This window comes from Syntrophales bacterium, assembly GCA_030655775.1.
Taxonomy (GTDB): Bacteria; Desulfobacterota; Syntrophia; order Syntrophales; family JADFWA01; genus JAUSPI01.
Genome location: JAUSPI010000022.1, coordinates 19,351 through 45,796 on the forward strand (window position 1 = coordinate 19,351; position 26,446 = coordinate 45,796).

At 45.3% G+C, this 26,446-nt stretch carries 24 protein-coding genes; 14 read left to right on the plus strand and 10 right to left on the minus strand.

Translation table 11 applies throughout. The annotated features are described in order from the left end of the window. Positions 1-4: 4 nt before the first annotated feature. Genes aroB through aroA form a run of 5 tightly spaced genes read left to right on the plus strand, consistent with a single transcriptional unit; the run spans position 5 to position 4,973 of the window. Entirely contained in the window at positions 5-1,099 is a 1,095-nt protein-coding gene (gene aroB / locus Q7J27_01030; protein MDO9527724.1) for a 3-dehydroquinate synthase, read from the plus strand. Between the two features lie 13 nt (positions 1,100-1,112). Beyond that, complete coding sequence (gene pheA, locus Q7J27_01035) at positions 1,113-2,201, plus strand: prephenate dehydratase (protein ID MDO9527725.1); 1,089 nt, start codon at positions 1,113-1,115, stop codon at positions 2,199-2,201. Beyond that, positions 2,198-2,875 carry a type I 3-dehydroquinate dehydratase gene (aroD, locus tag Q7J27_01040; protein MDO9527726.1) on the plus strand — a complete coding sequence of 226 codons (678 nt, stop codon included), beginning with the start codon at positions 2,198-2,200 and terminating at the stop codon, positions 2,873-2,875. The genes pheA and aroD overlap by 4 nt, the downstream gene beginning before the upstream one ends. Continuing rightward, positions 2,872-3,672, plus strand: a complete 801-nt coding sequence (locus Q7J27_01045; protein ID MDO9527727.1) for a shikimate dehydrogenase — start codon at positions 2,872-2,874, stop codon at positions 3,670-3,672. Before aroD ends, Q7J27_01045 begins: the two co-directional genes overlap by 4 nt. Before the next feature lie 44 nt (positions 3,673-3,716). Next, a complete protein-coding gene (gene aroA / locus Q7J27_01050; protein ID MDO9527728.1) occupies positions 3,717-4,973 on the plus strand; it encodes a 3-phosphoshikimate 1-carboxyvinyltransferase in 1,257 nt (418 codons plus the stop codon). A 90-nt stretch (positions 4,974-5,063) separates the two neighbouring features. Here aroA and Q7J27_01055 read toward each other — a convergent pair whose 3' ends face one another. Beyond that, on the minus strand, positions 5,064-8,735 hold the full coding sequence (locus tag Q7J27_01055; protein ID MDO9527729.1) for an AAA family ATPase: 3,672 nt from the start codon (positions 8,733-8,735) through the stop codon (positions 5,064-5,066). Between the two features lie 11 nt (positions 8,736-8,746). Further along, complete coding sequence (locus Q7J27_01060; protein ID MDO9527730.1) at positions 8,747-9,976, minus strand: exonuclease SbcCD subunit D C-terminal domain-containing protein; 1,230 nt, start codon at positions 9,974-9,976, stop codon at positions 8,747-8,749. Between the two features lie 457 nt (positions 9,977-10,433). Between Q7J27_01060 and Q7J27_01065 the strand changes: the two genes are divergently transcribed. Then, positions 10,434-10,748 carry a J domain-containing protein gene (locus Q7J27_01065; protein MDO9527731.1) on the plus strand — a complete coding sequence of 105 codons (315 nt, stop codon included), beginning with the start codon at positions 10,434-10,436 and terminating at the stop codon, positions 10,746-10,748. 170 nt (positions 10,749-10,918) lie between these two features. Further along, positions 10,919-11,362, plus strand: a complete 444-nt coding sequence (locus Q7J27_01070) for a DUF488 domain-containing protein (protein MDO9527732.1) — start codon at positions 10,919-10,921, stop codon at positions 11,360-11,362. Here the strand turns inward: Q7J27_01070 and Q7J27_01075 are convergent. From Q7J27_01075 to Q7J27_01085, 3 genes are all read right to left on the minus strand, one after another. Further along, the gene (locus Q7J27_01075; GenBank protein MDO9527733.1) at positions 11,359-11,646 is read right to left on the minus strand and encodes a hypothetical protein; all 288 of its coding nucleotides are present in this window, start codon (positions 11,644-11,646) and stop codon (positions 11,359-11,361) included. The genes Q7J27_01070 and Q7J27_01075 overlap by 4 nt on opposite strands. Then, on the minus strand, positions 11,628-12,059 hold the full coding sequence (locus Q7J27_01080; protein MDO9527734.1) for a hypothetical protein: 432 nt from the start codon (positions 12,057-12,059) through the stop codon (positions 11,628-11,630). The genes Q7J27_01075 and Q7J27_01080 overlap by 19 nt, the downstream gene beginning before the upstream one ends. 69 nt (positions 12,060-12,128) lie before the next feature. Next, positions 12,129-12,521 (minus strand): ATP-binding protein, encoded by a 393-nt coding sequence (locus Q7J27_01085; GenBank protein ID MDO9527735.1) that lies wholly within the window; start codon positions 12,519-12,521, stop codon positions 12,129-12,131. 489 nt (positions 12,522-13,010) lie between these two features. Here Q7J27_01085 and Q7J27_01090 point away from each other — a divergent pair, with 489 nt between their 5' ends. The 6 genes from Q7J27_01090 to Q7J27_01115 all read left to right on the plus strand — a co-directional run bounded on the left by Q7J27_01090 (position 13,011) and on the right by Q7J27_01115 (position 18,213). Then, on the plus strand, positions 13,011-13,574 hold the full coding sequence (locus Q7J27_01090) for a hypothetical protein (protein MDO9527736.1): 564 nt from the start codon (positions 13,011-13,013) through the stop codon (positions 13,572-13,574). Positions 13,575-13,927: 353 nt separating this feature from the next. Further along, on the plus strand, positions 13,928-14,701 hold the full coding sequence (gene lpxA / locus Q7J27_01095) for an acyl-ACP--UDP-N-acetylglucosamine O-acyltransferase (GenBank protein MDO9527737.1): 774 nt from the start codon (positions 13,928-13,930) through the stop codon (positions 14,699-14,701). Between the two features lie 259 nt (positions 14,702-14,960). Next, positions 14,961-15,620, plus strand: coding sequence for a hypothetical protein (locus Q7J27_01100; GenBank protein ID MDO9527738.1), 660 nt, complete (start codon positions 14,961-14,963; stop codon positions 15,618-15,620). Positions 15,621-15,786: 166 nt separating this feature from the next. Beyond that, on the plus strand, positions 15,787-16,605 hold the full coding sequence (locus Q7J27_01105) for an alpha/beta hydrolase (GenBank protein ID MDO9527739.1): 819 nt from the start codon (positions 15,787-15,789) through the stop codon (positions 16,603-16,605). 287 nt (positions 16,606-16,892) lie between these two features. Then, a complete protein-coding gene (locus tag Q7J27_01110) occupies positions 16,893-17,339 on the plus strand; it encodes a hypothetical protein (GenBank protein MDO9527740.1) in 447 nt (148 codons plus the stop codon). Positions 17,340-17,394: 55 nt separating this feature from the next. Then, a complete protein-coding gene (locus Q7J27_01115) occupies positions 17,395-18,213 on the plus strand; it encodes an MqnA/MqnD/SBP family protein (GenBank protein ID MDO9527741.1) in 819 nt (272 codons plus the stop codon). A 444-nt stretch (positions 18,214-18,657) separates the two neighbouring features. On the opposite strand, the gene Q7J27_01120 is transcribed toward Q7J27_01115, so the two are convergent. Continuing rightward, on the minus strand, positions 18,658-19,701 hold the full coding sequence (locus tag Q7J27_01120; GenBank protein ID MDO9527742.1) for a hypothetical protein: 1,044 nt from the start codon (positions 19,699-19,701) through the stop codon (positions 18,658-18,660). Between the two features lie 6 nt (positions 19,702-19,707). Further along, entirely contained in the window at positions 19,708-22,077 is a 2,370-nt protein-coding gene (locus Q7J27_01125) for an SNF2-related protein (protein MDO9527743.1), read from the minus strand. A gap of 190 nt (positions 22,078-22,267) precedes the next feature. Here Q7J27_01125 and Q7J27_01130 point away from each other — a divergent pair, with 190 nt between their 5' ends. After that, positions 22,268-23,032, plus strand: coding sequence for a hypothetical protein (locus tag Q7J27_01130; protein MDO9527744.1), 765 nt, complete (start codon positions 22,268-22,270; stop codon positions 23,030-23,032). 199 nt (positions 23,033-23,231) lie between these two features. On the opposite strand, the gene mqnC is transcribed toward Q7J27_01130, so the two are convergent. From mqnC to mqnE, 3 genes are read right to left on the minus strand one after another with little or no spacing between them, the layout of a single operon-like run. Continuing rightward, a complete protein-coding gene (gene mqnC, locus Q7J27_01135; protein ID MDO9527745.1) occupies positions 23,232-24,311 on the minus strand; it encodes a cyclic dehypoxanthinyl futalosine synthase in 1,080 nt (359 codons plus the stop codon). Further along, a complete protein-coding gene (locus tag Q7J27_01140) occupies positions 24,298-25,098 on the minus strand; it encodes a menaquinone biosynthesis protein (GenBank protein ID MDO9527746.1) in 801 nt (266 codons plus the stop codon). The genes mqnC and Q7J27_01140 overlap by 14 nt, the downstream gene beginning before the upstream one ends. Beyond that, on the minus strand, positions 25,095-26,150 hold the full coding sequence (mqnE, locus tag Q7J27_01145; protein ID MDO9527747.1) for an aminofutalosine synthase MqnE: 1,056 nt from the start codon (positions 26,148-26,150) through the stop codon (positions 25,095-25,097). The genes Q7J27_01140 and mqnE overlap by 4 nt, the downstream gene beginning before the upstream one ends. Positions 26,151-26,446: the final 296 nt, after the last annotated feature.

Here is a 26,446-nt window from a genome sequence, read left to right on the forward strand (position 1 = left end):
TACAATGAATAAAATAAAAGTAAATCTTGATAGAAAAATATCAGCTTCATATGAGATCTGCATAGGCCATAACATTGGTGATCGCATCGAGATGATAATTGCCAAAAATAACTGTGCTTCCCGATATGTCGTTGTTACAGACTCCAACGTATCTGCTCTGCACGGAGAAAGGTTTTTAACAACACTCAAATCAATGGGGCTTACTGTAGATATGATAGAAATCCCTGAGGGAGAGACCTCAAAAAATATCAATACCGTTCTTGATATCACCAAAAAGCTGATAAAAATGGGTATTGACAGGAAATCGGCTCTGATCGCACTGGGCGGCGGTGTGGTAGGTGATGTCGTCGGGTTTGTTGCATCCATATACATGAGGGGCATTCCATACTACCAGATCCCAACCACTCTTCTGGCCCAGGTGGACAGCAGCATAGGCGGAAAGACAGCAATAGACCTGCCCGAGGGGAAAAATCTGCTGGGAACGTTCTACCAGCCCAAGGAGGTCTTCATCGATCTGTCGTTTTTGGATACATTGCCGTCCCGTGAATTCAAAAACGGCATGGCGGAGATTATCAAATATGGAATAATTGAAGATACTGAACTGTTCAGCCTGCTGGAAAGCGAGGCGAAGGCAATCATGGACAGGGATATGGCGATCCTTTCGTCAATCATCGGAAAATCATGTAGAATAAAAAAACGCATTATCGAAATCGATGAGAAAGACAACGGGCTCCGCCGTATTCTTAACTTTGGCCATACGATCGGCCATGCGATCGAAGCGCAGTCGGATTACTCGATTTCCCATGGAGATGGAGTATCAATCGGCATGATTGCTGCGGCCAGAATATCCGAAAAGTTAAAACACCTGTCCGGGCAGGACAGGGAGAAGATAGAAAACCTGATAACGACCTACGATCTTCCCTGCCGCATACCCCGGTCTATCGGAACAGAGGGAATCGTGTCACAATTAAGGGTTGACAAAAAGAAAGAAGGTGAAACCGTTAAATTTGTATTACTGAAAAAACTCGGCATGCCCTTTGTCAACGGCGGGGTGTCGGAAGCGGTAATTGAGGAAACAATCAGAGAATTGAAAGGTTAGAGGGCTCTTTTAAATGAAAGAAACTTCTTTAAAAAAACTCAGAAATAAATTGCAGGAAAAGGATAAAACCATCATCAAGCTCCTCAACGAGAGGGCAGACATATCCATTGAAGTGGGAAAGATAAAAAATGAACAGGGTTTGGATATTTACGACCCCTTACAAGAAAACAAAGTTAACAATTATCTATCAGAGCTGAATGAGGGGCCGCTGCCGGATGATGCCCTGAAAAACATCTTCAGGGAAATTATATCCGCCTCCCGTGCCATGCAGGCCCCGACAACAGTGGCATACTTCGGGCCTGAGGCGTCATTCACGCACCTGGCCGCTCAGTCGCATTTTGGGAAAAGCGTCAACTTTCTCCCTCAATCGACTATTGCTGATGTCTTCGACGAAGTAGAAATGGAGAGGATCGATTACGGCGTCGTGCCTGCAGAAAATTCTTCAGAGGGCTCCGTCAATATTACTATGGACAGGTTAATCTCAACCCCTTTGAATATTCGTGCCGAGATTTTCCTCAGGATTAATCATTTTCTTATCTCTACACGTAAAGAAATAGATGGCATAAAGAGGGTTTACTCTCATCCGCAGGCCCTTGCCCAGTGCCAGCACTGGCTGCGTAAAAACCTGCTTCACTGTTCCCTCTGTGAGGTGGAAAGTACCTCGGCAGCCACCCAGAGGGTCCTGGAAGACAAAGAGGGTGCCGCTATCGGAAGCAATCTCGCCGCATCCACCTATGGTCTTACGATCATCGCAGAGGGTATTGAAGACAGTTCGTCGAATACAACACGATTTCTAATAATCGGGAAGGGCAAAAATGAACCATCGGGAAAAGATAAAACCTCTATACTTTTCGGAACACCCCATGCGCCGGGCGCTCTGCATGATGCCCTGGAACCTTTTGCCAGGGAACATATCAATCTTGTTAAGATTGAATCCCATCCGGTGAAGGACAGAATGTGGGAGTATCTGTTCTTTGTAGACTTTGACGGACATCTGGAAGATGATAAGATAAAGAAGTGCCTTAAAGACCTGAGGGAACGGGCATCTTTTGTCAAGATGCTCGGTTCGTATCCACGAGGGGAGGTAACGACTCAGTCATGATCTGCATTCCAATTATTGCCGCGACCAATGAAGAGGCATTACTGAAGATGAAAAAAAGTGCTCTTCTGGCCGATGTTATAGAACTGAGGGCTGATTATATCAGGGATATATCGCTCGGCGAACTGATAGGTGCCAAAGAAGGAAAGCTCCTGATAACCAACAGAAAAATGGACGAGGGGGGACGATTCGAAGGCAGTGAAAGGGAAAGAGTCGCCCTGCTGAAAGAGGCTGTAGAGCTTGGCGCTGAATATATTGACATTGAATTAAGTACGGAAGATGCATTGATAGAAGAATTGTTGCTGAAAATACGGGGCAATGATAATCGGACAAAATTGATTATTTCTCATCACGATTTCAATAAAACACCACCGGAAAGCGAATTAAAAAAACTGTTCGATGAGTGCCTCGGAGCCGGTGCCGATATCGTAAAGATCGTTACTTATGCCAACTCTGTGGAAGATAATCTCAGGGTTTTAAATCTTATTCCCTATGCTAAAGGGGGAAATAAGGAAATAATTGCCTTCTGCATGGGCAATTCAGGGCGGATCAGCAGGGCTGCGGCACCTCTTCTCGGCTCTTATCTCAGCTTTGCGTCTCTGGAAAGGGGAGATGAATCAGTCCCGGGTCAAATGACCGCCAGTGAAATGAAGGAGATTTTAAGGATTTTAAGATGAAAATATTTGCCCTTTTCGGAAATCCGACAGGACACAGTCTTTCTCCACTGATGCACAATGCCGCCTATTCAAAAATGGGGATCGATGCCCATTATGTCTCTTTTTGTGTGGATGACATAGAAAGCGCTGTCAGGGGAATCCGGGGATCAAATATCTGCGGGGCCAGTATCACAATCCCGTTTAAATCCACTGTAATGAAATGCTTAGATGCAGTAGATGATAGTGCGCTCAAAATCGGGGCTGTAAATACTGTCTTAAACCAGAACGGAAGATTGACGGGCAATAATACCGACTGGATGGGGCTCACTATCGCTCTTAAAGAAAAAATGGAAATTGAGGGGAAAACCTTTGTCATTCTGGGTGCCGGGGGCACTGCGCGATCCGCAGTATATGCCGTACAAAAGGAGGGAGGAACCCCTATCATCCTGAACAGGACAGCAGAAAAGGGCGGTGAGCTGGCCGCTGAGTTTGGCTGCAAGTCTTATCATATAGATAATATAGAAAAGATCAGGGCGGACTGCCTGATCAATACCACACCGGTGGGTATGAACCCGGATACCAAAAAATCACTTGTCGGGAGCATTGTACTGACACGCTTCAGCCATGTGATGGATGTTATCTATAACCCCCTCAGGACAAAGCTTATGAGGAATGCTGAAAAGGCGGGCTGTACGGTGCTTTCCGGTCTTGATATGTTTGTCCATCAGGGGGCGGAACAAATAAAAATCTGGACAGGGATGGAACCCCCGAGGGAGTTGATGAGGCAAATCGTTCTTGAAAAACTTAAAACCTTTTAGATGGTAGGACAGGCGTCTCGCCTGTCCTTATTAAGGCGGAATTTATGGAAATTAAGCCAATCAAAAACCTGGATGCGGAAGTAGTAATCCCCGGCTCAAAGAGCTACACCCAGAGGGCACTTATCATAGCATCACTCGCCCATGGAAAATCTTTTCTGCGGAACTATCTGATATCCGATGACACGGAATATTTGACCGAAGGACTCCGTTCTTTAGGCTCAGAAATCCTGAAAACCGGCGAAGATATCATCGTAACCGGAACCGGCGGGAATATAACCAATCCGGGAAGGGAAATTTACCTTGGCAACAACGGTACCGCCACGAGGTTTCTCACCAGCATTGTATCCCTGGGAAAAGGAGAGTTTGTCATTAGCGGAGACAGCCGCCTCTGCGAAAGACCGATTAAACCACTCCTTGATGCCTTGAGCGGACTGGGAGTTGACGCGCGCAGCAAAAACAAAAATGGCTGTCCTCCTGTCATCATAAATGCAAACGGTATCAAAGGCGGCAGCGTAACCTTTACCAATGTGGATAGCAGCCAGTATATCTCATCCGTCCTGATATGCTCCCCATTTGCCAAAACGGATATAGAAATAAAACTGAAGGGAAGCAAGGTCTCCCTCCCCTATGTCGATATGACGATTGAGACGATGAAGCAATTCGGTGTGGAGGTTGTCAGGAAAAATGAAGATCACTATATCATAAAAAACAATCAGCAATATATTGGTCATAGATACATGGTAGAGGGAGACGTCTCCAATGCCTCCTATTTCTTTCTGGCTGCTGCTCTGTGCAGGGGCAATGTAAAGGTTATGAATATCAACCCCGGAACCCTTCAGGGGGATATCGGTCTCCTTGATATCATGGAAACGCTCGGTATCTCCGTAATAAGGGGGGATGACTGGGTGAAGGTCATAGGCAAAGAAATGAATAGCGGGGAATATGTCTTCGATATGGGGGATATGCCCGATGTGGTGCCGACGCTTGCAGTGCTGGCAGCAATAAGACCGGGACGAACCGTCATAAAAAACGTTTCACATCTCCGAGTAAAGGAGAGCGACCGGATAGCAGCAGTGGTTACCGAATTGGTAAGGACCGGTATCAGAGCTGAAGAGACGGATGACGGACTGATTATTGACGGAGGAATGCCCCATGGTGCTGAGATAGAAACCTACAACGACCACAGGATAGCGATGAGCTTCGCCATGCTCGGCCTCGCTATTCCGGGCATAAAGATTAAAGACAGAGACTGCGTCAACAAATCCTTCCCCCTTTTCTGGGATGAACTGGAAAAACTCTAACGGGAGAGTGACTTGCCCCGCCTGCAGGGCGGGGCTTGCGGGTGCGCTCCCGGTCAAGGGCTGACCCGATGTAATTCCCTTGGATGCCTCTTAATTTCTCCGGCATCCGGGGCCGCTCAAGCTGCTTCGTCCCCCTGTTTCGGGGATCACCTGTATCTGTGTGCCGATGCGCTCCTTGAGCGCAGTGACATGGGATATAACACCGATGAGCTTGCCGTCCTGCTGCAGTCCCGCAAGAGTTTCCAAGGCTGTTTCGAGGGCGTCGTCGTCGAGCGTTCCGAATCCTTCATCGAGAAAGAGCGAATCAACCCGTACATTTCGGCTGGCCATCTGAGAAAGACCAAGCGCCAAAGCAAGGCTCACGATAAAGCTTTCGCCACCGGAGAGGTTTTTCGTAGATCGGATTTCTCCTGCCTGATAATTATCGATGACATTCAGTTCCAGCGGTTGTGATACGTCACGTATGAGCAGATAGCGGTCCGTCATTTTCCTGAGTTGGCGGTTGGCATGTGTTGTCATCATCTCGAACGTCAGTCCCTGTGCAAAGTTCCGGAATTTTTTTCCATCGGCCGAACCGATGAGTTGATGCAGGTCATCCCACCGTGCGCATTCCTTTTTCTGAGCTTCAATGTTCTTTATGCGAACCTGCTGCTTTTCCCTTTGTTTTTCGTTTTCGCTCAAGATCTTTATCATGCCTCCGATGTCGATCCTTATCCGTTTCAAGTCCGAATCACAGATATCGATATCTTTCTTGACCGTTTCCAGGGTTTGATCCGTCAGGTGTTTCTCACGCTCAGCCGCAAGGGCTGCCGTCTTATCCTTCCTGCGGGTGTCCAGTTCTGTTTTTTCCCTGATCAGGGCCTTCTCTAATTCCCCAAGCCTTTCCCGTTCTTCTTCGTTCAGGCAGGCAGATAAATAGTCGGACTCATCTTCGAACCCGGCTTTATTTATCCGCTCAGTCAGATTTTTTTCAGCCTGTGACAGTTCAATTGCCCGTTTGCGTGTCTTGTTTTCAAAATCGTCTATCTTCTCTTTCAGGGCGCTGAGCTCTTTCTCCATCTGAGCGTGTTCTTCACGTGCTTTTTCAAAGGCCTTACTCGCCTGATACACTACGTCAGCCAGGCGTTTCTCCTCCTGGTCGGGGTTTTTCTCACCATACAATTCGCGGCGTGAAGCGCTCTGGGATTCATACTGCCGCATCATGTTTTCACGATCCTTGCGGCTCTCCTTCAGATCATGTTCGAGCTTTTCCAGCAGGGCCTTGTCCTTATCAATCGAGGCTTTCAATTTATGGATCTCTTTTTCAAGACCGGTTCTCTCATCCAGCTTTGCCTGCCAGATATCTCTGCGCTCCGTAAGGTCTTTCAATATGGTGTCGAGATCGGTTGATGGTATCTGTCTGATACCAAAGGGTACAACATCCTTCAGAACAACCGCATGGGCCTTCTCAAGCTCCACCCCAAGTGCCTCGACCTCCTTAATCAGCCGCTCATGCTCACGACCGGCTGTCTCAACTTTATGCCTGGCGTCTTGTAAGGCCTTGCCTGAACCTTCCAGGAGCGTCCTTAATTTCTGCAGGGCATCTTGTGCCGCCTTCTCCTTTCGGTTCATTTCTTCGGCGGTGACAATAATACCGGATATTTCAGCGATCTTCGTTTGAGCGTCTGCAATCTCTTCACGTACTTTCCCTGCTCGTTCTTCAGGACCGGCTTTGATATTCAGTTTCAGCATGTTGTCGGCACATTGTTTATCATCGGCGTCCAGCGCAAACTTCTTTTCATCTCTGTCTTTTTCAACATGTTCAACTTTCACCAGCATCTTCGCTTGCTCGGCTTCCAGCTTGCTCAACTTCTCAGATACTTGTTTGAACTCAGCCTTGGCATCCTTCAACTCTTTTTCCGCCTTGTTTAATTCAGGGACATTGCCTTTTGCATAAGGATGGTCGAGCGCACCGCACAGAGGGCATGGTGTGCCGTCTTCAAGTCGTTTTCTGTCTTCCTCAAGGTCGCGGATACGGCTCAGGAGAACAACTTGTGTCTCCATATTTTCGATATCTTTTCCCAGAAGCGATTTTTTATCTGCGACTAATTTAATATCATCCAAAAGTTTCTCATGACCAGCCTTCATTGTTTCAAGGCTTTTGCCGAGGTTGTCCAGCGCTGTGCTTGTCTTATCAATCCGCTCAATGGCTTCACTAGTCTGAACCAGAAGACGCTGGCGTTCTTTAATAGCGTCCGTTTCACTTCGCCACTCGCTGATCTCGCGCCCTTTGAGTATGGTGCATATCTCCGCTGCCATCCGTTTAAGCTCGCTTTGATCTTTTTCAAATTCCTTACGAAGATTTTCGTGATCAATCTCTATCTGTTTGTGTGCGGCAATGGCAGTCTCTTTTTCCTTGAAAGCTGCGGCACGCGTTTCTTGAACCTTGATATGCCTTTCTTCAAGTCCACAAAGTGAGGCAAATACTCTGGAGATTGCAGCCAGGTTGGTCAGCAGCGCTGCATCGACTGCGTGCTCTGCCTGGTAGTCCTGGACGATTTTCAGGCCATCCTGTGATTTGTTCAGGATCTGCGAAGCCTTATCGATATTCACGGTATATGCTTTGCCCTGCTTCTCCGCAAATGATATCGACTTATCCTTCTCCTCGATCTGCTTTTTCTGCTCGCTCAGTCTGGCATCAAGGTCGCGGACCTTTTTGATAACATCCGCTTCGGATTGCTGCCGTTTTCGTGCCTCATCAAAACCGGTCTCAGCGGTCTTTTTGATAGTCAACGCATTTTCACAGGCCTTGTCCTTTAGCGGCAGGGCCGCGAGAGCGTCATGAATTTCCTTTGTCTCATTTTTCTGCAGATCGCGTAACGCGACCAATCCCCGGTAATCACCCTCCAGACCGAGGGCATTTCGTGATTTTTCCAGCCGTATTCCCTCCGGCTCGAACATCCGCTGGCGTATCTCAAAATCCTTGTTGAGTTTATCCAGTTCGCAGATCCCCTTTTCCAGCGCAGCTACGGTTTCAAGCCAGGTAGCAGCCTTTCGAAGGCCTTCGAGCGGAGCGCCAAGCGCTGCTTCATGTAACTGCTTTTCCTCCAGGCCCGCTCGCAGGTCACTTTCCTCATCTGCGCTTAATACCTGGATTCCTTTCAGTTCAGACTGCAATAATTCCAGCTTTTCACGTTCTTCTCTACTGCGTTCATGCACTTTTACGGATATATGACTGTAAATTTCGGTGCCGGTAATTTGCTCAAGGATGGGAGCTCGCTTATCTGGGGAGGCCTGAAGAAAGGCTGCAAATCCGCCCTGGGCGAGCAGCATCGAACGGGTAAAACGCTCAAAGTCCATACCCGTGGCATTCTCGATAAATTCATTAACCTGGGTTATTCTTGATTCCAGGACTGTCCCGTTTTCTGCATCGGCTATTTCATGCTTTGCCTGTTGTAACTCGCCATCAGGCCTTTTCCGGGCACGGTGCTGACTCCAGTGGCAACGGTAACGGCCCTTCTGTGTCTCAAATGCAACTTCCGCAAAGCATTCGCCTGTCTGGCGTGACATGATCTCGTTGCTGCTTTTCGTAACCTTGTCAAGGCGGGGCGTCCTTCCGTAAAGCCCGAGGCATATAGCGTCCATAATGGTCGTCTTTCCTGCGCCGGTAGGGCCTGTGATAGCGAATATGCCGTCGGACAAATACTCCGGGTGGGTGAAATCGATATTCCATTCCCCTATGAGAGAATTAAGATTCTTAAATCGAACACCAAGTATCCTCATACCATGTTCTCCTATTCAGCCATCGGGTCCGCTTCGTTCAGAGTTACAATGATTTCCCGATATGCGCTCAAAAGCACCGGGCGCTGATCGTCTGGTATTTCATGCGATTCCAGGCAGCGCGTGAACACGTCCGTTACGTCCAGATCATCGAGTGTTTCTTCCGCATCCATCCCACTCAGAGCCCGTTCCAGCACACGGATGTTCTTAACGCGGAGGATCTCCAAGCCGGTTTTTTCGATTGCCTCATCCAACCGCTCGCGTAAATCACCGGCTATCTCGTCTCCATCATATACGATCTCCAGCCAGGCATTGCTTCCCTCGGACTTCAATATGTCGATGTTCCGTGCAATAGTTTGCCAATCCCCGTGCAGAGTCTTCAATTCCTGGAATCGGGGCACTGAAATATTTGTGACAATGGGTGCATTGCTCGAAAACTCCACAAGGACCACGCTCTTTTTCTGCCCGGCTTCCCCGAAGCCAATGGGAAGAGGTGAACCCGCATAGCGTATAAAATCAGAACCGCCAACCCTTTGCGGAATATGAAGATGCCCGAGTGCAACGTAGTCGATACATTCGGGGAACACATCCCTTCTGACTTGCGCAAGAGAGCCGATATACAGTTCACGCACCCCGTCACCGTCGATGGTCTCGCCGCCCGCGGCAAACAAATGTCCCATGGCGACGATCGGGACAGGCTTTTTCAGCAGATCGCGCGTCTGTTCGGCCAATTCACAGACCGTCCGGTAATGAGTCCTGATTCCCTCGATGATCTTCCGTTCCTTGTCCTCAACGCTCTCTCCGGCTTCAGCCGTGCGTATATCGCGGTCTCTGAGATACGGGACGGCGCAGACAATAAGAGCGGGCTCCTGGTCCGGCCCGGGCAGCACGATCAGTTCATCCTCCGGAGAGTCGGATGCGCTTCCCACGACATGGACATTCAGAAATTTCAGAAGCTCCTTGGGCGCATTCAAGAAAGACGGCGAATCATGATTCCCTGCCGTCACCACCACATGGCGTTTTGGTGAGGCAGCTACGCGGCAGAGGAACCGGTAATAGAGTTCCTGTGCACGATTGCTTGGGGTGCTGTTGTCAAACACGTCCCCTGCCACAAGCAGCACATCTATATCTTCGTCATCAATAAGACCGGCCAGCCAGTTCAGGAATGCTTCGAACTCCTCGTATCGCTTGCGACCATATAGGGTACGGCCAATGTGCCAGTCGGATGTGTGTAGTATTTTCATAAATTCCTTATGGTAGAAGATATCAAACTGTAGTGTTATAACTCATTTTGCTGATGAGTGTAAAATGGATAGTGCTATTGATTTTGCCTTTTCAGTAAATCCGAAACTATCTTACAGGTCTTTTGCGTTATCCGCAGTTTATATGGTCAACAACGATAGGCGCTGGGCACTGTAAAAAACAGGTATAGGTGTCAAGGTTCAAGGTGTGGTGGGAGCACGATCTTTTTTCGCAGAGAATTTCTTAGAACACCCAATTTTGATGCTGAAATGGTGCCTCTAAGGGTAAAATTGGCCCTGTTTTCAGGGACAATTTTATGGATTACAGACGATTATCTTGGTCCGACCCCATTATTCAATCTCACCAATCCGCCCCCCCTCCTTCCACTTTTACTGCCTTCTTGACACACAAAAGCATTATCCCCTATACTTGATCTGTCAATCAGGGGAAGGTGCTGCCATGAATTCTTTCAACGAAGACCCTTATGTGATTCTTGGCCTTTTACCGGGCGCGTCAGAAAAAAAGATCAGGAAGGCTTACCGCCGTCTTGCCAAGAGATACCATCCGGACAAGAACCCGGATGACCCTGAGGCGGAAAAGAAATTCAAACAGGTACAGCGGGCATACGAGAGACTAAGGCAGGATGAGAACCTAAAGGATGTTCGAGCAGGCGCCGGCCAGAAGCGGAAGCCCTCCGGGGATTCAGCAGATCCATTTTTCAGCTTCTTTACGGCCATGAAGTCTCATTACTCGAAGTGGAAAGAGGGTAAGTGAGTCGAAGGGTAGGCTTGAACCCTTCACCTTGTTCCATAGTTGGTCTTTAATAAAAAAACAAGGCCTACCTCCTTCATGTTTATTGCTCCCTATTTATCGGAAACCTATTGACAGGTCAGAATTACCCTGCTACTTTCCCTACAGTAAAATCGATTGGAGTATATGTTAAAATGAAACTTTATACTATCGGGTATGAAGGTATTGATATAGACCGATTTATGAAATGTATGCATTTTTTTAAAATATCCACAGTTGTTGATGTAAGAGAAAGAACGTCAAGTCGGAAAAAAGATTTTTGTAAAAACAATATTACCAACACACTGATGGAAAAAGGTATAAATTATATCAACATCAAAGAACTTGGAACTCCCAAAAAAATGCGAGATCAATTGCATAAAACACGAAATTATGAGAAATTCTTCAATGAGTATCGTGATATTTTAAAAGAAAAAACACACCTTTTACTTGAAATATCGGGGCTAATTCATAAAAACCATAACGTAGCCTTGATGTGTTATGAGAAAGATCACAATAAATGCCATAGAAAGATAATCGCTGAAGAAATAAAAAAAATAGGTGACAATGGTCTCGAAGTAAAACCAATGTTATTCTAATCAAATAGTGATAATTGTTTTTCCTCGGGTGGCCAGAAAAGCCCCAAAATACAGAAAACATTTCGCCTCCTGGCCATGTTTCCCATTATCAAGTATGTATCTCTTTTGTCCGAGAATATTTCGGTAATAATTTTGAATTTAATCTTTTCTTTCCAATCAGACTTTTTCCTTACTTTCCGATATAGTTCAGCTAATTCCCAATCGAGAATACTAATCTCGTGGCCGCTACATTCTGAATCGTTACATGAAAACTGCAAAAGAAACTTTACTGGCAATATATCCAAATCAATTTTTCTCTGAACATATCAAGCTGATTCATAATCGCTTTTTTCTTTGACAGAGCCTCATTTAATTCATCTTTGGTTTTATTGCGAATTATGCAACCTTTAATATGTTTTGGTTTGATGATCCCCATTGATATTTCATCTGCATCCCTCGCTTTCATCATGGATTCGAGTGACTTAAACATGTTAGATTTATTTAGTATCCATTTTTTCCTTTCATTCCATCCATCAACTGGTGAAATAATGTCGAGGAGTTGGATGCTATCGTACTTAACTTTGTAACTTTCAGGACGAATATCAGATTCATTCTTCTGAATTTTGGCTTTGATCCACTGATACTTACTAAATTGTTTATCACCATCAAGGTATCTGAAGGTTATCGGGTATAACCTAATCAGCTCCTTGCTTGTCAAGGGCCAAGGTTATTCCCCACCCCTGGGGTCAAGGTAATTCCCCACTTTTGCCATAAGAGGGACAAAATTTTAGTTGGAATAAGTGGGCTTCAATTTCTTTCTGTAAGAATCACCTCCTTCTATAATAATATGATGAGCGTGATGGGCCAAACGGTCCAATGCTGAGTTGGCCATGACCGGATCCGGGAATAGAGGAATCCAGTCTTGAGGTGGCCTGTTACTGGTAATAATGAGAGAAGACTTTAAATGTCTTTCAGTTACGATCTCGTAGAAGTCTTCAGCTTGAGTATGAGTGAGGGCAGCAAGGCCGAAGTCATCGATAATCAGGAGGTCTGGTCTGAGGAACTTTTTAATCTTCTTCTCCCAGGAATGATCTGCTCTGGCAGACAGAAGAGTTCGGAGCATTTTAACGGACTTAACAAAAAGAACATCGTAGCCTCTGAGAAAATCGGTGTCAGGTATTGCTTTTTGCCATCTATCCAGCTTACCAATCCCCCAAACAAAAAACCCCGCTTCCTTTTTCTAAGAAACGGGGTTTTATCTTCAATCACTCCACGGCTCCCTCCTTTGTCGGGTGCGGGTGAAACGTACTGCCTTTTAAATTGTTGTCCTACCTTCTTGAACTGATTGGAAAAAATACACCCTTAAACGAAAATGTCAAGAAAAAACATTTGTGGCAGGCAGAGGCCAGCAACAGGTACAAGGATCCGGGAGCAAGGGTCAAACGGCGCTTGCCCTCTTTGTTCACTTTATTGAAGCTCCCCGCAGCAAGCTGCGGGGAATCTCCGACTGTTAATGAAATTTGTTGATTTTATTCGCTCGCTAACCCCGCTGCAAGCAACGGGGAATACGCTCGCTGTTCAGTTCACCTTGAAAGTTGACATCACTCCTCTGTGTAAGGTATTCTACGAAGCATTACGCGACAAGTTATAATAAAAAAGGAGGTCAACCATGAATCGTAAAGCGTTAGTACTGTACATGATACTCGCATTAATCATCGGGGGGTGCGCTACTATGGGCGATAAAACGCCAGCGCAAAAGCAACAGTCGGTTCTCGATATGAAAAACCAGACGCTGTCGGATCTCTATAAAGTAAAGCCCGACGTTAAAGCGCAAATTTCCAGTGCCCCAGGGTATGCCGTATTCAGCAACATCAATGTCAATATTATTTTTGCCAGTTTCGGCGGCGGATATGGTGTCGTCACAAATAACAGCACCGGCAAACACACGTATATGAAAATGGGAGAGGTTGGCATCGGTGTGGGCCTCGGCGCCAAAGACTTTCGTGTCGTGTTTGTGTTCCATAGCGCCGATACCATGAACCGTTTTATCAAACATGGCTGGGCGTTCGGAGCTCAGGCCGATGCGGCGGCCAAGGCGAGTGACAAGGGAGCGGCTGTCGGCGGTGAGGCCACGGTCGATAATATCACGATATATCAGTTAACGGAGACCGGGTTAGCCCTTCAGGCAACGGTGAAAGGAACGAAATACTGGAAGGACGATTCGTTAAATTAACGTATTGTCAAGCCCCCGCCACAGGGCGTCTCAAAAATCGGCAAAAATCGGGGTCAGGTCTTGCTTTTTGCCATCTGCCCATTTTGCCAATCCCCCAAACAAAAAACCCCGCTTCCTTTTTCTAAGAAACGGGGTTTTATTTTCGATCACTCCACGGCTCCCTCCTGTTACAGGGATGGGATGAAACGTACTGACTTTTAAATTGTTGTCCTACCTTCTTGAACTGATTGAAAACAATACATTCCCTAACAAAATTGTCAAGGGTTTTTATTGAGGTGTCAATAGCATTTCAACTGCTTTATCTTGACGCGGGGGGAATTTTACTCTATGTTTTCCTCCCAAGAGGAGAAATCATGATTCATAAAACTGCGGTAATTGGCCCCGATGTAAAGCTGGGGGAAAATATACATGTTGGCCCTTACACGGTAATCGAGGATGAAGTAACCATAGGCGATGGATGCCGTATTGGTCCCCGCGTCCATATCAACGGCTGGACCACCATAGGCAATAATGTCAAGATTCACGCAAACGTCGTTGTCGGCGATGAGCCGCAGGACTATCACTATAATGGCGAAAAGAGCTACTGCCGGGTAGGCGACAACACGATCATCCGCGAGTACGTCACCATCCATCGAGGAGAGGGGGAAGGTACGGAGACCTTAATTGGTAGCAACTGCATGCTCATGGCCTTTGTTCATGTGGGGCATAACGTCAAAATGGGCAATAACTGCACACTGGGCAATCATGCCGTACTTTCTGGTCATGTCACAGTGGAAGACCGCGCTAATCTCAGCGGTTACATCGGTGTCCACCAGTTCTCCAATGTAGGCACACTCTCAATGACGGGACCGTACTCGAAAGTAACGCATGACGTTCCTCCCTACTGTCTCGTCATTGATGGCACCGTCTTCGGTCTCAACTTCGTTGGACTGAAGCGGGCCGGCATTTCCTCCGAAACCAGAAATGCATTGAGAAAGGCGGTGCAAACCATCTTTTTTTCGAAACTTATACGAAAAGATGCGCTGGCAAAGGTGGAAGCAGAATTAGGAGAAATACCGGAGGTTGCCTATCTGATCGAATTCATTCGAAAGAGCAAACGAGGCCTGCTCCCGGGCCACCGTGACTAACGTAACACGATGTTGAATGATTGCTTAAGCGGGCCAAGCCTACGTTTGACTTATTTCACTCAATAATTCTGACCGCCCTCCATGATTGTTGTTACACTTGACCTCCAAAACAAAAACCCCGCTTCCTTTTCGCTTAGTCGGGATAGGGTCAGGGAGACTGCTAATTCACTTGACACACTACTTTCCGTTCTATATTGTTTTTTACCTGAAAGGGTATGAAATTTAAAAAACATCTTTGATTTCAGGGGGGTTATTCAAAATGAGAAAAAAAGCTAAATTATTGTGTGTTCTTATATTGTCCGTAACAATATTATTTGCTGCCTTTACCTATTCTTTTGGTGACATGAAAGTTTTCTTAAAGGATGGTCGTGTAGTCAACGTTCCCCTCAACAAAGACGATATTCTGAGTATTTCTTTTGAAGAAGCTCCGCAATCGGTCTTGGGTATTAACTGGAATTTTGAATTGGGCAATCTTGACGGCTGGAAAAGTACAGGGAATGCCTTTAATACTCAGCCTACTTATGGGGACAATCCCACAGCACGTCACCGGGGTCAACCGTCGCACCACCAGGGTAACTTTTGGATTGGTGGATTTGAGAATCGCCCTGCCCCGTTTGATCCTCCCGGAAGGATACAGGGTGATGGACCCCAGGGAACTCTTACTTCCGAACCCTTCACTATAACCGGACCAACAATCAGTTTTCTGATTGGCGGCGGATGTGACATTAAAACTGAAAGGGTGGAACTCATAATTGATGGACAAGTTGTTTTGCAAGCTACGGGAAAATGCACAGAGACAATGGAACAATTAAGGTGGGATGTGTCTCAGTACATAGGAAGAACTGCCCAGATTAGGATTATAGATGCTTCAAGCGGTGGATGGGGCCATATCAACTTTGATGATTTAAAATTAGAATAATGTGAAATAGCTCAAGATACTTTCCCATAAGGAGGCGGTACGGGGCTTAGTTCCGTTGGGGATACAAATTTAAGGGCGCTGGGGATTATGTCGGACTCCATTTGCGGGTCAGCAACAGAGCGTCGAGGGCAATAAAAAACAAGTCTTGATCCTTTCTGTTATGCGTATGATATGGTCAATAATTTCAATAGCCGTTTTGTCGTATTTAGGCCTTATGGGCGTTATTTTTGTCGCACAACCCGGCTTTATTTACTTTCCGGAGAAGGCCTTTTTCGAAACGCCTGACCAGACGGGGCTTTCATACGAAGACGTCTCTTTCGAAACCGTTGATAATGTAAAGCTTTCCGGCTGGTTTATCCCCGCTGAAAAACCGCGTGGGGTTGTTCTCTTTTTCCACGGCAATGCGGGCAATATCTCCCACCGTATGGCTTCGATCCATATTTTCCACCGTCTCGGTTTCAGCACGTTTATTTTTGATTACCGGGGCTACGGAAAAAGCGAGGGGAAACCCACCGAAAAGGGAACCTATCTGGATGCCGAGGCGGCGTGGCTCTACCTGACTGAGGAGCTGCACGTCCCCCCGGAAGAAATCATCTTCTTTGGTCGGTCGCTCGGCGGGGCAATTGCCGCACGGCTCGCACAGAATTACACTCCGAAAGCACTTCTCATTGAGTCCACGTTCACCTCCGTCCCTGATATAGCGGCTGACATCTATCCGTTTCTGCCGGTTAGACTGCTCTCACGCTTTGACTACAACGCCGGCGAATATATAAGACGGGTCAATTGTCCCATCCTTGTCATACACAGCGTAAACGACGACATCATACCCTTCAGTCACGGCCGTCAATTATTCGAAGCGGCACAGGAACCGAAGGAATTTCTCGAAATTACAGGCACCCACAACGAGGGATTTATGACATCGGGAAAACGTTATGAAGAGGGTCTCGATGCCTTTATCTCCCGACATCCTGGAACTAAGTTTTAAAGTTCGCACCTTCAGTCAAATCGCTGTTGCATGTTTTTAACATTAAGTCCATGATACCGTTACAATACAGCATACCTAATTAAGGCTCATCATAAAAAATATTTGTCCACACAGCTTACAAGCAGTAAAGTACAATAGTATAGTAATTTAATTACTAAGGCGGAGACAATCATGTCGGTTGTATGGGAAAAGGGTTGCCGGCAGGCTGACGCAGGACAAACCGTTTCTCACGAAGAAGCTAAAAAGCGGCTCCACTTGGCTTAACCATTATCTTTTGAGAGGATGTTATGGAAATCAACTTTACAAAAAAAGAGTATCGGGCTCTGTTGGATATTCTGACAATTGCCGATTGGGTTCTTAACGCAAACAAAGTGGAAAAAGATCCCGAAACAGAAGAATATAGATTGCTGGAACATAAATTATTTTCCCATGCAGAGAAGATGGGTTTTGAAAACCTTATTGAATATGATCCTAAACTCGAACGTTACTTCCCGACACAAGAATATGATGAAACAAGTAAGGCAATGGATTTCATAGATGAATTTGAAAATGATTCATTTTGGGAAGAATTAATACATCGTCTGGTTGAAAGAGACATAGTAAAACAAGAAGGCGGAATTGAAAATGTTGTGAAACTGTCCCTGGAAGAACGGCTAACAAAAGAAGCACCATTAGAGGAAATGTATGCTAAAGAACTTGAAATTAACGGACTAAATAACCTCAAAATCGATTGAGTAAGTATAACAACTGAACACAAATATATCATAATAAGGAGTTTGCAGATAAAAAATGAGGAAACTGAGCGTTGCACACACACCGGATGCGGACGACGCATTTATGTTCTATGGGATGGTAAGCGGGAAGGTCGCAAAAAATTTTGAAATTATCAATGTTATTGAAGATATAGAAACGCTGAACCGGAAGGCATTTAACGCTGAAAATGATGTCACCGCTCTCTCAGCCCATGCCTATGCATTTCTTAGTGAGAAATATCGAATTCTGTCTACCGGCGCAAGCATAGGTGATGGATATGGCCCGATAATAGTTGCCAAAAAGGATATGACAATCGAAGGCAAAAAAATAGCAATTCCAGGAAAACTTACATCGGCAAATCTCCTGCTTATGCTGGCATGTGATGACTTTCAGCCTGTTGAAATGAAATTTGATGAGATTATCGGAGCGGTGCAGAAGGGAGAGGTTGATGCCGGGCTTCTTATCCATGAAGGACAGATAACCTATTCTCAGCACAATCTTGTAAAAGTCTTCGATCTCTGGGATTGGTGGTATGAAAAAACGGGTTTACCAATGCCACTTGGCATCAATACAATTAAAAGGGATATCCCGGAAGATCTTCAGCGGAATTTTCTCGGGGTTATGCGTGAAAGCACAAAATATGCCCTGGAGAATGTTGATGAGGCTATGCAGTATGCAATGCAGTATTCACGGGGAATGGATGAGAAGCTTATAACAGAATTCGCACTGATGTATGTAAATGACTATACGTATGAAATGCCTGAAACGGTTAGAAAAGCACTCGACACACTTTACAAGATGGGTGAGGAGAAAGGTTTTTTTGAAATGCCCCCACTGGACATTCTTTATCCGTAATAGAAAAATAAATAAAGGGAAGAACGGCACTAAGGATCGTCTCATTCTACTAAATTGTCAGAAGACTAATTTGAGTTGACAGTTTGATAGAAAAGGTAGTCAGATTGGAAAAATGTGAACCCGTCCCCAAGATTTCACTTACCTAATTTGAGCCTGTTCAATACTTATAATATGTGTAAATACAGCCAGTTACAAGGGCATAAAACAAAAGTTAACCCAAATTTATTGCGTTTCCGGAGGGCAACCCTCGGAAACTGACTGTTTTGAAAAAAGTTAACCCAAAATATCAACACTTGCTGCCCTTTGAAATTAAGGAATATTTGGAAATTCCCTTTAAATATCAATTTGTTTGTACTTTTTCTCAGTATTGAACAGCATTATTGCAACAGATATTGATTTTATGGTCTGTTTAGATTCCGCTACAGTTTCTTTGCACGCTAAATCTTAATTATTGAACAGGCTCAATTTACATAATTGACAGCCAGGATAACACGAGGGGCAGAGCAGATGCATCTCATTACAGAGATAAAAGCTGAGAACCGGTTGATGGCAGCTTGTACAGATAAGATGCTCCAGCCTGTTATTTATCGGATTCAAGGGTATTTCTATAGGTATCTTGTTTTTACGTTGCTGCAGATCCACCCGGAGAACTACAGCCGTCATAAAGATGCGAAGAATATTAATCGGCTCTATCAGAATTTCCATGGCATATTTGTCACGAGCATCACTGATTTTTTTGCGATATTCTATCTTTGTTGCCTCCAACCGGGACAGCCTCCTGTCAATATCCTCTTTTTTAAGTCCCTTCTTCTTCAGGGTTTTCTCTATCTCTCTGGCGATCGTACCATAATATTCCTGAAGCCTTTTCAGGTCACGATTAAGCCGTCTATTTAAACTTTTCAAAAAATCCTGATATTCAAGGAGCGCCAGTCTGCCGGTTATCTCTCTCCCTTTTTCCAGAGACGTTGCTATGTCCGAAGTCCTTTGATCAGGGAGATCGTCCGAAGCGTTTTCCAGTTCACCTTTCAATTTTTCCTCTATTTCCAATGGGACAGTACCCGTATGTTCATTGAGTACTACAGTTAGAACACGCTCTGTTTTTGTATCTGAAACAGCGCTGACCCTGAAATTCATCAACAGATAGCTGAGCTGTTTTATTTCATGATCCACGAAACGGAAGATGCCATTTTGAACAACCAGATTGTCTGTGAGAAGTTTTTCCGGATACTTGATGCGGGGCTTCAAATGGGGAAGTGATACGGCTGCAAATAATCCTCTCGAAGAAACCAGAGGTCCCAGGGAATCGACAAAGTCACTTTCATAATGATTCCCCTCTCCACCCTGAAATGCAAAGGTTTCCATCTCACCAACGGAAAGCACCTCCTGAAGTTCTTTGGGAAAGAGTACCTGTACAGTGTTATCAACAGTTGTTTCAACGAGACAACCGCGTCTTTGAAGGATTTTTGCAACCAGGTTCTGAAGATCCATCAATCCTTAAACCTCATAATCTTCACCAAAGATGATTTCATCCAGTTCTTTGGTCTTTTCATATGTCTTCTTGGCCGCTACGATGTCCTCACCCAGCCTGTCAAAGTTTGCCTTAAGTTCTGAATCATCTTTTGAACTGACCCATAGGTTCATGACAATGTTGCTGAAATCATTATCTAATTTGAGGTTGCCGAGAATAGTATCAATCTCTCCTATAACAAGCTCAAACATATTGAGCTTGTCATGCAGTATTCTCATCATGTAATCCTCAATACTTCCCGACATACAGAGATTGAAAACATAGACGTCGCGCTTCTGGCCGATGCGGTGTAATCTCCCTATCCTCTGCTCCAGACGCATGGGGTTCCAGGGGAGATCATAGTTGATCAGGGTATTGCAAAACTGGAGGTTTCGACCCTCTCCCCCAGTCTCAGTACTGAGAAGGATGGGGATATCATCACGAAATGCCGAGATGGATATATCCTTCTCTCGAGGTGTCATGTTTCCACTGAACACTGCAAAAGGATAACCCATGTTACGCAGCAGGCCGCTCAAATACTCAAGCGTCTTTACATATCTAACAAAGATTATCTTTTTATCTTCATTCTTCCTGATGAGTTGTGTGAGCTGATTCCCTTTGGATGAATCATGGTTAATCTCTCTGATCCTGGAAATAATATTCGACAGATGCTTGCGATCACCTGAACGCAGATTGGTATTCTTATCTAATAGATTCTTGATGGATTTCTCGAGGGCAAGGGGGGAACTTCCGGCAGCCATTTGAAGATTGGTGATTGTAAATTGTTCCCGGCCCCATTTTTCACTGGGAAAGCTTCTTATAAAACTACTTGTTTCCTGATACACTTCTTTTTCTATGGGCAGCGGTTCCACATAAAAGGTGGTCGCAAAACGTTTTGGCAGTCTCACATCAACCAGCGAGCGGGTATTGCGGATCATAACATCCCGCAGGAGTTTCCTTAACTTTTCAGGATTATTCGGCACCCTGAGATTCCCCCCTTTTATATACTCCTTCTTGAATTCCGTTTCGGTGCTGAGGGTTCCCGGTCTGAGAAGGGTAATCAGATTATAAAGTTCGAGGAGATTATTCTGGACAGGGGTTGCACTCAAAAGAAAAATGAACTTCTTCTTTATGGAGTTGACCAGTTTGTAATTCAGCGTTCTCTTGTTACGCAGGTAATGTGCCTCATCAACGATCAGCAGATCATAGTCTATAGAGGCAATTGTATCAAAATTTCTCCGGGACTTGGCTGTATTGATAGACGCAACAACGCAATCCTGCCTGTGCCAGAAATCATGAGTGCTCTCACGGTAAAGAATGTCATCCGTTGTCGAAAACTCAAGGTTAAATTTGGTTCGCATCTCTTCCTGCCATTGAGAAACCAGGGAAGGGGGAGTTAGAATGAGCACCTTCTTTATCATTCCTCTCATGGTGTACTCTTTCAGGAGCATGCCGGCCTCAATGGTCTTTCCCAGACCTACCTCGTCAGCCAATAACACCCTTCCTCGAAACCGCTTAAGCACGTTAGATACAGTTTCAATTTGATACCAGTATTTATCAACATTTTGGAGATGTTCCAGACAGAGCAATTCGTCAAATTCTTTTACGAGGTTGAGGCGCTGAAATTGCAGAAGAAGGTTGTAGTCTTCGAATGGGTCATATTTCTTCCGGGGTATTCTTTCGGAAAAATCTCCGTCTACAGAAATTATCTTAACTTCTACGCTTTGATTGAGCAGACTCTTATCTTCGAAAGGGGAAATATCTACAGGTATATGGTCTTCCGGTGGGAGTGTTTCTTTTTTCAGAGACCCCCGCTTGTGTGGTTCAATTACAGGAGAATTTTGATTTTGTCTCTGGTACTGCAGCGCTAAACTTTTAGCATCAGCATATGATTTTAGAATCCTGGTAGATTCCTTGATCCCGTTTAATGCGTCTTTCTTAAACGAGCGCAGCCTCTGATCAAGTCGCTTCCCCTTTATCGCATCCAGAAACCCCTGAAAGGCATCAATCGCCTTTTCGTAAGACCCATGGCGTGTCAGGCTGTATCCTGTGAAGAATCTTGACTCAACATCACCGGGCCGCAGCTTCAACACACTGCGAAACAGCTCCGCCGCCCGGCCAAAGTCATCCTCATCCATACATATCTGCGCCAGAAGGTGATGAGCCATCAGGTGGTTCGGGTAACAGTTGATGGCCTTTTGCGCATAATGTCTCGCTGTCTTGAGATTGCCTTCGCTGTATTCACTGCGAGCCCACAAGTAATTATCTTCCGCTTCCCATTTTTTTGTCCGCTCAGACCTGTCAGCCCTGACCTTTTTTTCACGCTTTTTCTTTTTGAGAAACTTCTTTTCTTTCATGGCTGTTTTTTGATCGACCTGAATCTATACAGGAAGCATTTAGCAGGAGATTCACAGTATGTCAATAAGATGAGTTCGATTCCGATGATATGTGTAGTAAATGCTGATTTAATCATGTAAATTTTCCGGTAGTTATGATAATTGCTCTTGCTGTCAGGATAATCACTGCTATTTGAGCTTAAGGAGAACTATGAAAAATTTGTCTTTAAAAGAGTTTGTTTCTGAGTTGACGGCGCGACTGGACAGATTTACTCATGATGAATTGAAGACTTTAATCTTAGAGCATGCAGCCTCTATATCGCCTGAAAAACGTCAGACATATCTGAATATCTTTGTTTTACCCGTTAAACCGGAACCCGCAAAGATACAAAAAGCAGAGGGGGACCGCCTTTTACGGGAGATAGCGGCTTTCGGGAAACGGGCTGCGAACTATGAGTATACAGATGGCTGGGGATGGGATAATGAATATGGCGAAGAAAGGGCCTGGGGGAATGATAGCTGGGTGCCCGAGGTGGACGATCTCGTTGAACAGATCGATGAGTTTTATGATGCTGGCGATTACCGCCTTGCAAGACAGACTTACGAAAACCTGCTGGACATTTACAATGGGGGAAACGAAGAAGGCCAGTTCTCCGGATATGACCATAATGAGATGCTCGAAACAGACATTGATGAGGCCGCGCTGCGATACCTGCGCTGCATCTATCTTACAGAAAAGCCGCCATCCCGGCCAGATGCCCTGTTTGATGCGATATCCAGGCGTTATTATTACCATGATAATCTCAACATCCATGGTATGATCAACGTATCGCTTGAAGAACTCCCGGAGTTGAATCAATTTGGGAAAGAGTGGGTGGCAAACATAGGAAAAGCTACTGGAAGGCAGCCATGCTTATACTGGCCATTGCAGAAACATACTGGAGTAACAATGAACAGGATAAGGGTCAGATGCTGATCAACCACTTCAGGGAAAAATATAACCGCCATTCGGCTTTTATAAGGGAACTCAGGACAATGACAGACAAATCCAGACTGTTTTCGGTAAGGTAATCTGAATCTGGATTCATCCGTTCTAATACGACACGGAACCCAGAAAGGGGTAAAGAGAAAGGCTTTTTTGAAATGCCCCCACTGGACATTCTTTATCCACAGGGTTAAAAAGGTCTGATTACTTCATAAAGTGTGTTTCTTTGTGCCACCGGTCTGCCGACAGATTTTACCGCTTTTACGATATCCTCGACTCCTGCCGGCTCGTACTCCTTTCCAGCAGCCGTTACAATATTTTCCTCAAGTATTGTGCCGCCAAAGTCGTTCGCACCAAAAAACAAAGCGATCTTGTCCACATCAAAGTCCTGCGTAAGCCATGAAGCCTGTATGTTTCTTATTGGATGCAGAACAATCCTTGAAATCGCCAATACCTGCAGATATCGCGTCGCTGCTACCGGCTCCTTTATGGTTTCATAAAGTTCCGTATTCCCCGGTTGAAATGTCCACGGGATAAATGCGGTGAAGCCTTTCGTTCTGTTCTGCAGATCTCTTATCCTGAAGAGATGTTCCACGATATCTTCATTGCGTTCAATATGTCCGAACATCATTGTCGCAGTTGTTTTGAGCCCTATGCTGTGCGCCGTCTCCATTACCTCGATCCACCCGTCTGCACTGACCTTATTAGGACTGACAATCTGTCGAACTCTATCACTCAGAATCTCCGCCCCCCCTCCCGGGAGAGAATCCAGACCTGCGTTTCTCAATTTTTCAAGCGTTTCTTTTATGCTTATACCTTCTTTCTTTGCAATGAAATATATCTCAGGTGGAGAAAGACTGTGAATCTGGACACCCGGGAAAGAACGTTTTACAGCCGAAAACATATCCTCCAGCCAGGCAATCCCGATTCCCGGGTTGAACCCGCCTTGAATAAGAACCTGCGTCCCACCGGCACGGACAGTCTCCTCAACCTTTTCTAAAATCTCCTCCTTGCTCAGGACATAGCTCTCTTCTTTGCTCCTTGCGTAAAAAGCACAGAACTTACACCTCGACACGCACCAGTTTGTGTAGCTTATATTTCTGTCTCCAACGAACGTTACAAGCTCCCCGCACTTTTCCTTCCTTATCTCATCCGCAATTCTGCCGACGACAGGCAAAGGCATCTCGAATAGATGCAGGGCCTCTTTAAAACTCAGGTCCACACCTTCTAAATTTTGCTCAACATATTCATTCCATTCAGAGCAGGCCATGTTCGCGACATTTCTCCTCAAACAGCTCAAGTCCTCTCACTTCTTCTTCTCCCATCCGGTATGTAAGCGATTTAACATACGTTTCAAGAAAATTCTTTGGTAGCTTAAACTTCTTCTCAGCCTCCGTCACAATCATATCAATATTTTCTTCACCCCACCCGACAGATTTCATAACTTTTCTGTTAACATCGCTCATATCTATATCTTTGGGTGACACAGAGATCCCGAAGACCATTGAACTGCCTGTCAATTTATACCATTCCTCGCCGAGATCCATTACTACTTTATATGAAAATCCCCCCTTGCCCCCCTTTGAGAAAGGGGGGATGGGGGGATTTTCATGCTTCATCCTCGCCTTTATCGCCTCATCACCGATAACGAGTGCATGGTTGCAGTGTTTCAGCAGTTCGTCTGCCCTGCTTTCATTCACGGGTACGAGCATGTTTTTCATCCTTCTTTCATTCAAGATGATTTTAAGCAGATTGACAGAAGTCATCGTTTGATTTGTTATTGCAATACTTCCATCGTCAAGTTCCCTTTCTTTTGAAACAACAAGGACACTCAAAACCTTCTCTTTGGAGGCAACACAGAAATCATAGCTTCTCAACCTGTCTTTGTTTTTTAAATAATAAAAGGAAGGGACGGGGGCAAAATCTATTTTTCCTTTTTCAAACATCTCCGCAAGCTTTGCCGGTGGCGCTTCAATTATCGGAACCCCTTTCTGCTCAAGCCGAAAGTAGGGCAGAAAATTATTTACCAAACCAAATTTGCCGATTCTAACCTTCATGAATAGGTCCTCAAAATATTGTAAAAGGTATCCCTTTCAGCAGGCACTTTACCGGCGCTTCTTGCAATGTTTGAAATTTTATCTATGGGGAGAGATAGAGGAGTTCCGGCTCCAGCGGAATGCGCTATTCTTTCTTCCATAAGCGTTCCATCCAGATCATTAGCCCCGTAATTTATGGCTACCTGGGCGATCTTTTCGCCGAGCACGACCCAGTAAGCCCTTACGCTCTTGAAATTCTGCAGAACGATTCTCGAAACAGCGATCGTCTTTAGAATATCGACAGGATCTGTTTTATCCTCAACGAGCTTCAAACCTTTAAGTTTTGTATTTTCCGGAAGAAAAAGAAGGGGAATAAAGGAAACAAAGCCCCCTGTCTTTTCCTGCAACTTCCAGAGCCTGTACAGATGGATCGCTCTATGTTTTTCCTTTTCAATATGACCGAAAAGCATCGTTGCGTTGCTTTTTATTCCCATGCCGTGGGCTGTCTCCATTATGCGGAGCCATTCATCAGATTTAATCTTGTTCGGACAAATCACTTCTCTTATTTCATCGTCGAGGATTTCCGCACCTCCTCCCGGCATCGCCTGCAGCCCGGCATCTTTCAATCTCGAAAGGACTTCCTCAATGCTCATCTCTTCTATTTCAGAAAGGAAGCGGATTTCCGTTGCAGTCAAGGCTTTAATAACGACTTGCGGGAATCTCTTCTTTATCTTCCTGAAAAGCTCGTCAAAGTATTTCAGACGCACATCGGGGTTGAGGGAGCCTACTATATGGAGCTCCGATGCCCCCATTTGTACGGCTTCTTCAGATTTTTTGACTGCCTCCTCAATGCTCATAAGATATGCGTCGTCATCTTCGGCGTCTCTGTAAAAGGCGCAGAGGGGGCATTTTGAGACGCATATATTGGAATAATTTATATGCCGGTTGATAACGAACGTTACAATGTTTCCGTTTTTACGGTTGATGGAATCCGCAATTTCCCCGAGCTCATGAAAATTCAATTCAAAAAGCGCCGCAATCTTTTCTTCTGTCCAATTTTCCTTAAATTCCATTTTACGCCTTACATGGAACCGTAGTTCAGTTTTTAACTCAAAATCCAACATTGACAGACTCGCAAAAAGTCTTTCCTGTCACCCTGAATTTATTTCAGGGTCTCTAACTCACTGAAATGATTAGATGCTGAAACAAGTTCAGCATGACAAATAACACATTTTGAGACTTTTTACGAGTGCATCAACATTGATGCCGCTGAGATGAAAGTTCTGAAGCGTCTAACGAAATATTATCTCACATTGAAGCCTGCGGAAATTAAGGCAGCATTGCAATGTGGGGAGTTAAGGGAGGTGAA

Coding starts and splice junctions, on each gene's coding strand:
- Q7J27_01125 (MDO9527743.1), bottom strand. CDS start 22,077: ATGAAAGAAAAGAAGTTTCTCAAAAAGAAAAAGCGTGAAAAAAAGGTC.
- Q7J27_01070 (MDO9527732.1), top strand. CDS start 10,919: ATGAAACTTTATACTATCGGGTATGAAGGTATTGATATAGACCGATTT.
- Q7J27_01090 (MDO9527736.1), top strand. CDS start 13,011: ATGAATCGTAAAGCGTTAGTACTGTACATGATACTCGCATTAATCATC.
- Q7J27_01065 (MDO9527731.1), top strand. CDS start 10,434: ATGAATTCTTTCAACGAAGACCCTTATGTGATTCTTGGCCTTTTACCG.
- Q7J27_01055 (MDO9527729.1), bottom strand. CDS start 8,735: ATGAGGATACTTGGTGTTCGATTTAAGAATCTTAATTCTCTCATAGGG.
- Q7J27_01140 (MDO9527746.1), bottom strand. CDS start 25,098: ATGAAGGTTAGAATCGGCAAATTTGGTTTGGTAAATAATTTTCTGCCC.
- lpxA (MDO9527737.1), top strand. CDS start 13,928: ATGATTCATAAAACTGCGGTAATTGGCCCCGATGTAAAGCTGGGGGAA.
- mqnC (MDO9527745.1), bottom strand. CDS start 24,311: ATGGCCTGCTCTGAATGGAATGAATATGTTGAGCAAAATTTAGAAGGT.
- Q7J27_01105 (MDO9527739.1), top strand. CDS start 15,787: ATGATATGGTCAATAATTTCAATAGCCGTTTTGTCGTATTTAGGCCTT.
- Q7J27_01060 (MDO9527730.1), bottom strand. CDS start 9,976: ATGAAAATACTACACACATCCGACTGGCACATTGGCCGTACCCTATAT.
- aroD (MDO9527726.1), top strand. CDS start 2,198: ATGATCTGCATTCCAATTATTGCCGCGACCAATGAAGAGGCATTACTG.
- aroB (MDO9527724.1), top strand. CDS start 5: ATGAATAAAATAAAAGTAAATCTTGATAGAAAAATATCAGCTTCATAT.
- mqnE (MDO9527747.1), bottom strand. CDS start 26,150: ATGGAATTTAAGGAAAATTGGACAGAAGAAAAGATTGCGGCGCTTTTT.
- Q7J27_01130 (MDO9527744.1), top strand. CDS start 22,268: ATGAAAAATTTGTCTTTAAAAGAGTTTGTTTCTGAGTTGACGGCGCGA.
- Q7J27_01115 (MDO9527741.1), top strand. CDS start 17,395: ATGAGGAAACTGAGCGTTGCACACACACCGGATGCGGACGACGCATTT.
- aroA (MDO9527728.1), top strand. CDS start 3,717: ATGGAAATTAAGCCAATCAAAAACCTGGATGCGGAAGTAGTAATCCCC.
- Q7J27_01110 (MDO9527740.1), top strand. CDS start 16,893: ATGGAAATCAACTTTACAAAAAAAGAGTATCGGGCTCTGTTGGATATT.
- Q7J27_01100 (MDO9527738.1), top strand. CDS start 14,961: ATGAGAAAAAAAGCTAAATTATTGTGTGTTCTTATATTGTCCGTAACA.
- Q7J27_01120 (MDO9527742.1), bottom strand. CDS start 19,701: ATGGATCTTCAGAACCTGGTTGCAAAAATCCTTCAAAGACGCGGTTGT.
- Q7J27_01045 (MDO9527727.1), top strand. CDS start 2,872: ATGAAAATATTTGCCCTTTTCGGAAATCCGACAGGACACAGTCTTTCT.
- pheA (MDO9527725.1), top strand. CDS start 1,113: ATGAAAGAAACTTCTTTAAAAAAACTCAGAAATAAATTGCAGGAAAAG.